Annotated in this window: 12 protein-coding genes; 6 read left to right on the forward strand and 6 right to left on the reverse strand. The window is 61.5% G+C overall.

The genetic code is table 11. The annotated features are described in order from the left end of the window. Together APH30_RS24660 and APH30_RS24665 are read left to right on the forward strand one after the other, a co-directional pair. Positions 1-196, forward strand: a 196-nt coding sequence (locus tag APH30_RS24660) for an arginase family protein (protein WP_177333788.1), incomplete at its 5' end; no start/stop codon positions are given. Between the two features lie 105 nt (positions 197-301). Further along, a complete protein-coding gene (locus tag APH30_RS24665) occupies positions 302-1,681 on the forward strand; it encodes a sodium:solute symporter (RefSeq protein ID WP_054914019.1) in 1,380 nt (459 codons plus the stop codon). Positions 1,682-1,810: 129 nt separating this feature from the next. Here APH30_RS24665 and APH30_RS29700 read toward each other — a convergent pair whose 3' ends face one another. From APH30_RS29700 to APH30_RS24675, 3 genes are all read right to left on the reverse strand, one after another. After that, positions 1,811-1,939, reverse strand: coding sequence for a PA1414 family protein (locus APH30_RS29700; protein WP_009683677.1), 129 nt, complete (start codon positions 1,937-1,939; stop codon positions 1,811-1,813). A 186-nt stretch (positions 1,940-2,125) separates the two neighbouring features. Next, a complete protein-coding gene (locus APH30_RS24670) occupies positions 2,126-3,052 on the reverse strand; it encodes a DMT family transporter (protein ID WP_054914020.1) in 927 nt (308 codons plus the stop codon). 106 nt (positions 3,053-3,158) lie between these two features. Further along, the gene (locus APH30_RS24675) at positions 3,159-3,554 is read right to left on the reverse strand and encodes a hypothetical protein (protein ID WP_054914021.1); all 396 of its coding nucleotides are present in this window, start codon (positions 3,552-3,554) and stop codon (positions 3,159-3,161) included. A gap of 178 nt (positions 3,555-3,732) precedes the next feature. Between APH30_RS24675 and APH30_RS28440 the strand changes: the two genes are divergently transcribed. From APH30_RS28440 to APH30_RS24685, 3 genes are all read left to right on the forward strand, one after another. Then, positions 3,733-4,047: a type II toxin-antitoxin system RelE/ParE family toxin gene (locus APH30_RS28440; protein WP_082416253.1), complete on the forward strand. Its 315-nt coding sequence runs from the start codon at positions 3,733-3,735 to the stop codon at positions 4,045-4,047. Then, positions 4,028-4,321: an addiction module antidote protein gene (locus APH30_RS24680; RefSeq protein WP_009683681.1), complete on the forward strand. Its 294-nt coding sequence runs from the start codon at positions 4,028-4,030 to the stop codon at positions 4,319-4,321. The genes APH30_RS28440 and APH30_RS24680 overlap by 20 nt, the downstream gene beginning before the upstream one ends. Positions 4,322-4,512: 191 nt before the next feature. Next, positions 4,513-4,788 (forward strand): hypothetical protein, encoded by a 276-nt coding sequence (locus tag APH30_RS24685; RefSeq protein WP_054914022.1) that lies wholly within the window; start codon positions 4,513-4,515, stop codon positions 4,786-4,788. Positions 4,789-4,970: 182 nt separating this feature from the next. Here APH30_RS24685 and APH30_RS24690 read toward each other — a convergent pair whose 3' ends face one another. After that, a complete protein-coding gene (locus APH30_RS24690) occupies positions 4,971-6,332 on the reverse strand; it encodes a DEAD/DEAH box helicase (RefSeq protein WP_054914023.1) in 1,362 nt (453 codons plus the stop codon). A gap of 103 nt (positions 6,333-6,435) precedes the next feature. Between APH30_RS24690 and APH30_RS24695 the strand changes: the two genes are divergently transcribed. Then, positions 6,436-7,737 carry a mechanosensitive ion channel family protein gene (locus APH30_RS24695; RefSeq protein WP_054905581.1) on the forward strand — a complete coding sequence of 434 codons (1,302 nt, stop codon included), beginning with the start codon at positions 6,436-6,438 and terminating at the stop codon, positions 7,735-7,737. 100 nt (positions 7,738-7,837) lie between these two features. Here APH30_RS24695 and arfB read toward each other — a convergent pair whose 3' ends face one another. Then, positions 7,838-8,251, reverse strand: coding sequence for an alternative ribosome rescue aminoacyl-tRNA hydrolase ArfB (gene arfB, locus APH30_RS24700; RefSeq protein ID WP_054914024.1), 414 nt, complete (start codon positions 8,249-8,251; stop codon positions 7,838-7,840). 1 nt (position 8,252) lies between these two features. After that, the coding region (locus APH30_RS24705) for an EamA family transporter (RefSeq protein WP_054905582.1) at positions 8,253-9,014 on the reverse strand (762 nt) is incomplete at its 5' end.

Below are 9,014 nucleotides of genomic sequence, written 5' to 3' on the forward strand. Positions count from 1 at the left end.
CGGCACCCCGGAAATCGGCGGCTTGACCACCATCCAGGCAATGGAGATCATTCGCGGCTGCCACGGCCTGGACCTGATCGGTTGTGACCTTGTCGAAGTCTCCCCGCCTTATGACACCACCGGCAATACCTCGTTGCTCGGCGCCAACCTGCTGTTCGAAATGCTCTGCGTACTGCCGGGTGTAGTCCGCCGCTAATGTGGTCGGGCCACCGAGGCCCGCCAACACCAGAAGACCACCGGGCGCCGTGCGAACGCCCGCGTGGCCGATCTCGCCATAATAAAGATAATCGGGAGACCCCCAATGGCCTTGGACATCATAGTTGTAATGCTTTACACCGCAGGCATGCTCGGGCTTGGCTGGTATGGCATGCGACGCGCGAAAACCCATGAAGACTACCTGGTCGCCGGGCGCAACCTGGGCCCGATGTTGTACATGGGCACCATGGCCACCACCGTGCTGGGTGGCGCCTCCACCGTGGGTACCGTGCGCCTGGGCTACGTTCACGGCATTTCCGGCTTCTGGCTGTGCGCCGCGCTGGGCCTGGGCATCATCGCCATCAACTTGTTTCTGGCCAAGCCGCTGCTACGCCTGCGCATCTTCACCGTGACCCAGGTGCTGGAACAGCGCTACAACCCGACCGCACGCCAGGCCAGCGCGGTGATCATGCTGGCGTACGCGCTGATGATCGGCGTGACATCCACCCTGGCCATGGCCACCGTGCTGCAAGTGCTGCTGGACCTGCCCTTCTGGGCCGCGCTGCTACTGGGCGGGGGTGTGGTGGTGGTGTACTCGACCATTGGCGGCATGTGGTCGCTGACCCTGACCGATATCGTGCAGTTCGTGATCAAGACCGTGGGCCTGATGTTCATCCTGTTGCCCGTGTGCCTGTACAAGGCCGGCGGCTGGGACACCCTGGTGGCCAAGTTGCCGGCGGCCAGCTTCCAGCTGACCACCATCGGTTGGGATACCATCATCACCTACTTCCTGATCTACTTCTTCGGCATCCTGATTGGCCAGGATATCTGGCAGCGGGTGTTCACCGCCCGTGACGAAAAGGTCTGCCAGCGTGCCGGCACCACCGCCGGGGTGTATTGCGTGCTGTATGGCCTAGCCTGTGCCGTGATCGGCATGGCCGCTCATGTACTGATGCCCGACCTGGCCAATCCGAACAATGCCTTCGCCGAAATGATCAAGACCACGCTGCCTGATGGCATCCGCGGCCTGCTGATGGCAGCGGCGCTGGCGGCCATGATGTCGACCGCCAGCGCAGGCCTGCTGGCGGCCTCGACCACCATCACCGAAGACCTGCTGCCCAAGCTGCGTGGCGGCAAGCAGTCCAGCCTGGGTATCAGCCGCCTGTTCACTTTGCTGACCGGCTTGGTGGTACTGGGGATCGCGTTGATGGTGAACGACGTGATCAGCGCCCTGACCCTGGCTTACAACCTGCTGGTGGGCGGCATGCTGATTCCGCTGATTGGCGCCATTTTCTGGAAACGCGCCACCACCGCCGGCGCCATCGCCAGCATGTCGCTGGGCTTTGCGACTGCCCTGTTGTTCATGTTCAAGGACGGGCTGGAGGCGAATACGCCGATCTACTACAGCCTCGCGATTGGCCTGGTGAGCTTTGTGGTGGTGAGCCTGCTGTCGCGTAAACCGGTGGCAGCGGTAAAGCTGGCCTGACCTTCGGCCTGCACTGACCCTATCGCTGACGAGCCTACAGGGCCAGCGATGGGCCCAGAGCAGGCAAGCCAATTGCCCAGACACAAAAAGGCCGCAGCCCCCACCCAGGTGCTGCGGCCTTTGCTTGTATCAGCGACGACGCGGTTGGCGCTTGCGCTGCTCTTCATCAGTCGGGATCGGCACCGGCTGCAAGGGTGGTGGAATCAGCCCCAAGGCGACCGCCAGGTCGTGGAGCCAGTTGGACAGTGGTTTATTCATAATGCCCCCTTGACGGGTCAGCCTCACGGCGAATCAATCCTGCAATGTTTCATACAGATCATAGCCCGATGTCCTGTATTACGCATGCCTCTGCTCTTACAGATAAGGGCCATTCTGACGCGGATCAAGCCATAGCGGCGCATTCCGACGACTGGTTAATCGTTTCGCTTTGTTGCAAGCGTTCCACTACCCCACCCACTTGCGCAGTTGCTGCTTAACCCAAGGCTCGGCACTTACCAGAATCACCCCCAGCAGCACCATCACCGCACCGCCCACAAAATGCGCGGTCAGCGGCTCGTCCAGCAGCAAGACCCCAAAGGTCACGCCGAACAACGGGGTGATGAAGGAAAACACCGCCAGGTTCGATGCCAGGTATTTGCGCAGTAGCCAGAACCAAGTCAGGTAGCTGACGAACGACACTACAACCCCCTGGAACAGCACGCTACCCATGGCCAAAGGCGTGAGCGACACCTCGCCAATCTGCCCGCTGAGCAGGGCAATCAGCAACAATCCGGCAAACCCCACCGCCAGTTGATAGAACAAGGTCAGGGTCGCCGGGGCTTCCGACAGGCGTGAGCAGCGCACCACCACCGTGGTGGCGCCCCAGGCCAGCCCGGCGATCACGCCAAACGCATCGCCCAGCAAGGTGCGGGCATCCATGTGCTCGAACGACATGCCTCCGGCAAAGGCCATGGCAATGCCGCCGAAGGCCAGCAGTATGCCAAGCCATTGCAACAGTCGCAGGCGTTCACTGGCCAGGCGCAGGTGCAACCCCAACGCGGTGAAGACTGGCGCCGTATAAAGAAACACCGACATGTGCGCCGCCGAGGTCAGCTTCAGGCCCTCTGCAATGAACAGGAACTCGATACCGAACAATGCGCCCGCGACCAACCCGGGGCGCCAGGTGCTACCGACCTGCTCCCAGGTGCCACGCCAGCACAGCATCAGGCCCACCAACACCGCGGCGATACCGTTACGCAATGCCGCTTGCATCACCGGGGCGATGTCCACGGCGGCGGTCTTGATCAGCACCTGCTGGCAGCCCCAGATCAGGCACAGGCCCAACATAACCTGGAAGGCAAAGGCATCAGGGTGCTTGCGGGCCGCATTCATGGGCGGGCCTTTGAGGTGAACGTAGGCATGGGGAGCAACTCGGCAGCGTTCAGAAGCTACCGATTATCGGGTTTTCATGGCCACCCATGCCACCCTCAAAACGACCTCAAGCGATTTGCGCTTTTGCCGACACCTGTTCGAAGGTGGTCTCGTCCAGCGCATCCTCCTGATCATCCAGCACCTGGCGCGGGTGCTCGAAGCCAGGGATGCTGCTGTCGATCAGGCTCATCAGCCGCGAGCCGCGCTCGGTCAGCACGAAGTTCTCGCCGTTGCCGCCGTCTTCCTCAGGCCGGCTTTCGATAAAGCCACGCTCGAACAACAGCTTTTCATATTCACAGGCACGGGTTTTCAAGTGATCCAGGTCACCCACCGGCTCACCTCTGGCGGCCAGCGCGGCAGCGTGCTGCTCGGCGTAGGGGCGTGGCGTGAAGCTGTGACCGGCGCCGTTCTGCACCTCGTGCAGCAAGCGTTCGATCAGGTCCCAGTCGTAGGTGGTGCTCATGGCTACGGGCTCCTGCTGTGGACGAAAGGGTTACACAGGTTGGGACTCGGGGCTGAGACGCGGTGTTCCGAGAAAAATGAGAGTGGATGCAAATGGCAGGTGCGAAGCGAGCCATTGCGCAATACGCAGAAACCATTTGCTGGCGAGTCGTCTGTAGTTTATAAACTACATTAATTCGATGAAAAAAATCGAATCCAGCAGTTTCAGACATTGGGTGAGCGGGCTCCGGGATGTTAGCGCCAGAACGCGAATCATTGCTCGGATCAACCGATTGATGGAGGGCCTGCCTGGCGATGTATCACCGGTTGGCCACGGCGTCAGTGAACTCAGGGTCCACTATGGGCCCGGCTACCGCGTATATTTCCACCAGGCGGGCAGTACGTTCGCCATTCTTTTGTGCGGCGGCGATAAAAGCAGCCAACAACGGGACATCAAAGCAGCCCACCATATTCAGCGTTCGTGGAGGATGCAAAATGACACAAACCTTCTCTGAATTCGATCCCGCCGAATACCTCACCACTCCTGAAGCAATCGCCGTGTTCATGACTGACGCCCTGGAGACCGGGGATGCCAGCTATGTCGCCAAAGCTGTCGGCGTAGTAGCGCGTGCCAAAGGCATGAGCGAGCTGGCAAAAGACACAGGGCTATCTCGTGAACAGCTTTACCGGTCGTTCAGCGAGCATGGCAACCCAACCCTCAAATCGTTCCTGACCGTGATGAAAGCATTGGGTATACACATGACAGCGCGTCCTCACATCGCAGGCTGACCCACTGCCTCTCCAGTGATCTGGGTAGTACCCGACCTCGATACATTTGTCAGAAGAGGCGCAGCACCGTTGGTGGCGGCATTTCAGAAACAGAATGCTTCCATCATGAAAGACCCACTGATCGTGAGCACTGAACTTCCCAGCACCCACAAGCTTCCACCGTGCATAACCATTGCTGGAGGGGAGGAAGGATGAAACAGCTGCTATCCATTATGGGCTGCGCCACCGCTTTGCTGTGCGCCAGCCCCGCTTGGGCCTGCACACCGGAAGAAGCGACGCAGAAACGTGAAGAGCTGGCCGGGCTGGTCACCCAACTGACCGAGCAGAACCCGCAAAAGGCGAAGGAAATCAATGAAGAGCTGCAGGGGATGGACCTGAGGACGGCGAGCCAAGACTTGCCCGACAAGTGTCAGCTGATTGACCAGCGGATCAAGGAGTTGAAGGTAGCGGAGCAGAAGGCTGAGTGATGGGGTGTTTCCAATGGCCCTATCGCTGGCAAGGGTAGCCGCTGCATCTTCAGTGCCTGTGAGAACGAGCGCCGCGCGGGCGGCGCTCGATCTCACAGGCACTGCATATATTGTGGCGACCACCTGTCAGCCCTGATGCAATCCCTGTGGGGCTTGCCGGCGATTGGGCCATTGAGCGCTATTTATTCGGCAGCAGGCTTACGCTTCTTCAGCGGCGCCAGGCCATCGGCGCTGGCCAGTGGCGCGTTGGCCTTCGGCTTGGCGGTAGGCTTGCGCTTGGCGGCCGCCTTCTTGTCGCCGGTTTTTTTCTCGATCTTTTTCTTCTTGCTCCCGGCCGCCTTGCCCGAGGCCTTGACCTTCTTCGGCCCGGTGTAGGTGCCCTTCACTTCCTTGATGACGCGGCGCTCGAACTGCTGCTTGAGGTAGCGCTCGATGCTGGACATCAGGTTCCAGTCATTGTGGGTGATCAGCGAGATTGCCAACCCTTCACCACCGGCACGCCCGGTACGGCCCACGCGGTGCACGTACTCGTCGCCGCTGCGCGGCATGTCGAAGTTGATCACCAGATCGAGACCGTCGATGTCCAGGCCACGGGCCGCCACGTCGGTGGCCACCAGCACCTTGGAGCTGCCCTGCTTGAAACGCTCGATGGCCAGCTTGCGGTCCTTCTGGTCCTTCTCGCCGTGCAGTACGAAGGCCTTCACATCCTTGGCCACCAGGTGGCCGTAGATACGGTCGGCCAGGGCGCGGGTATTGGTGAAGATGATTGCCTTGTCGAAGGTTTCGTTGGCCAGCAGCCACTGCACGATCTGCTCTTTGTGCTGATCGTGGTCGGCCATGATGATCTGCTGGCGAGTGCCTTCGGCCAGTTGCGAAACACTGTTGAGCATCAGGTGCTCCGGGTCTTTCAGCACCTTGCCGATGATGTCGCGCAGGGCCGCACCGCCGGTGGTGGCCGAGAACAGCAGGGTCTGCTCACGGTTCTCGCACTCCTTGCACAGGCGCTCCATGTCTTCGGCGAAGCCCATGTCGAGCATGCGGTCGGCTTCGTCGAGGATCAGCACCTGCACGTGGGACAGGTCGAGGTTGCCGGCGTTGAGTTGCTCGAGCAAACGGCCCGGGGTGCCGATCAGCACGTCCGGCACCTTGCGCAGCATGGCGGCCTGTTCCTTGAAGTCTTCACCGCCGGTGACCAGGCCCGCCTTGATGTAGGTGAACTGCGAGAACAGCTGCACCTGCTTCAGGGTTTGCTGAGCCAGTTCGCGGGTAGGCAGCAGGATCAGCGAACGGATTTCGACGCGCCCGCCTTTCAGGTCGACCAGGCGGTTGAGCAGCGGCAGCACGAAAGCTGCCGTCTTGCCGCTGCCGGTCTGCGCGGTCACGCGCAGGTCACGCCCTTGCAGGGCCAAGGGGATGGCCGCGGCCTGCACCGGGGTTGGCTCGACAAATTTAAGCTCGGCCACGGCTTTAAGCAGGCGTTCATGCAGGGCGAATTGGGAGAACACGGAGGTAACCTCAGGCAAGTGCGGGAAATTCAGTTGCATAGGGTAACGTTTTCTGCCGCCTTAGCCGAATTTCTTTTGGCAACTTTGTCGCCATCCGCGCTCTAATGGCACCTCGTTTCGCAACAAGACTGTATGCAAGCCCATGGATATCCAACAAATCTGGCGTGACTCCCTCGACCTGTGGGGCACCCTCGACCAACACCCCATGCTGCACGCGGCCATTGGCCTGGCGGTGCTACTGCTCATCTCCCTGGTCATCGGCCGCCTGGCACGCTTCCTGATGCTGCACGGCGCGCGCCTGCTGGCACGCCAGCCGGCACTCAAGTGGCTGGACGACCTGCGTCACAACAAGGTCTTCCACCGCCTGGCGCAGACCACCCCGTCACTGGTGGTACAGTTTGGCCTGAAACTGGTGCCGGAGCTGTCCGATACCGCCCAGCACTTCCTGGGCAACGTCGCCCTGGCGTTCACCCTGCTGTTCATGACCATGGCGCTGTCGTGCCTGCTGGATGCCCTGCTCGACATCTATGCGCGCACCGAACACGCCCGCACCCGCTCGATCAAGGGTTATGTGCAGCTGGCCAAGATGATGCTGTGGATCTTCGCCTCGATCGTCATCGTCGCCACCCTGATCGACCGCTCGCCCCTGCTGCTGCTGTCGGGCCTGGGCGCCATGTCGGCGGTGCTGCTGTTGGTCTACAAGGACACCCTGCTGTCGTTCGTCGCCAGCGTGCAGTTGACCAGCAACGACATGCTGCATGTCGGTGACTGGATCGAAATGCCCCAGGTTGGCGCCGATGGCGACGTGGTGGACATTACCCTGCATACGGTGAAGGTGCAGAACTTCGACAAGACCATTGTCTCCGTGCCCACCTGGCGCCTGATGAGCGAGTCGTTCCGCAACTACCGCGGCATGCAGCAATCCGGCGGCCGTCGGATCAAGCGCAGCCTGTTCATCGACGCCGCAGGTGTACGCTTCCTCACCCGCGAGGAGGAACAGCGCCTGTCCCAGGTCAGCCTGCTGGGCGACTACCTGGCCGGCAAACGCCAGGAGCTGCAAAGCTGGAACGAAGCGCTGGGCCCGGTGGCCGAACTGTCGGCCAACCGGCGCAAGCTGACCAATATCGGCACCTTCCGCGCGTTTGCCCTGGCCTACCTGAAAAACCACCCCAATGTGCACCCGAACATGACCTGCATGGTGCGGCAGATGCAGACCACCGCCGAGGGCGTGCCGCTGGAAATCTACTGCTTTACCACCACCACGGTGTGGGCGGACTACGAGCGCATCCAGGGGGATATCTTCGATTACCTGCTGGCGGTGTTGCCGGAATTCGGCTTGAGCCTGTATCAGCAGCCGAGTGGTAACGACATGCGCGTGGGGTTGAGCACACGGGTGGCGCAAGAGCCTGTGCCGCGTCGGCTGGAAGAGATGAGCGAGGCTTGAGATTGCGGGGGCTGCTGCGCAGCCCATCGCGACACAAGGCCGCTCCTACAAGGGCGCGCAGCCATGCAAGCCTGCGCAATAGCCCGTTCCGCCTACGGCCTTAGAAGTCCACCTTGCCCCGCCCCGCCTTAACCGTACTGCGTCTGGCCTTCCCTTCGAGCCGGCGGGTCTTCGAGCCGAGGGTGGGCTTGGTGGGGCGGCGTTTCTTTTCGGTCTTGCCGGCAGCGATGATCAACTCGGCAAGGCGTGCCAAGGCATCCGCGCGGTTCTGCTCCTTGGTACGGAACTGCTGGGCCTTGATGATCAATACGCCATCGCCGGTAATGCGGCTGTCCCGTAGCGCCAGCAGCCGCTCCTTGTAAAACGCGGGCAGCGATGAGGCGCGTATGTCAAAGCGCAGGTGCACCGCGCTGGACACCTTGTTGACGTTCTGCCCACCCGCGCCTTGGGCACGGATGTAGCTCAGCTCGATGTCCGTATCCGGCAGTTGCACACCGTTGGAGAGGATCAGCATGTCAAGCCTTGCCAGCCAGCGGCGCTCGCCCACGGCCACCCAGGCGGCTCAGCCATACCGAGGCGATGATGATCGCACCGCCAATGAACAGCCGCCCCAGTGGCTCGTGCTGGTTCCAGATCAGCAGGTTGAGCAGCAGCCCCACAGGCACATGCAGGTTGTTCATCACCGCCAGGGTAGCGCCGGATACCAGGCACGCGCCCTTGTTCCACCAGTACAGGCCCAGCGCCGTCGGGCACAACCCGAGGAACAGCAACACCAGCCATTGCACGTCGGTACTCGGCAGGTGCTGGGCATTGCCGAACAGCAGGAAGGCCGGCAGCACCACCAAGAGGGCGCCGAGGTAGAAGTAGCCAAAACGGGTGTAGTGCGGCAGGTCGCTGGGGTTGCGTGCGACCAGGTGGCGGTACAGCACCTGGCCGGCGGCGTAGGTGAAGTTGGCCAACTGCAGCAACAGGAAACCGGTGAAGAACTCACCGCTGATGCTGTCGAAGCGGATCACCGCCGCGCCAGCCACGGCCACCAGCGCGGCCAACAGTGCCCACGGATTGAAACGCCGGTTCATGGCGTCTTCGATCAGGGTTACATGCAATGGCGTGAGGATGGTGAACAGCAGCACTTCCGGCACCGTGAGCACGCGAAAGCTCAGGTACAGGCAGACGTAGGTGATGCCGTACTGCAACGCACCGATCAGCAGCATCGAGCGCATGAAGCGTGGCTCGACTTGGCGCCAGCGGGTCAGCGGCAGGAACACCAGGCCGGC

Source organism: Pseudomonas sp. NBRC 111127 (assembly GCF_001320345.1).
GTDB lineage: Bacteria > Pseudomonadota > Gammaproteobacteria > Pseudomonadales > Pseudomonadaceae > Aquipseudomonas > Aquipseudomonas juntendi.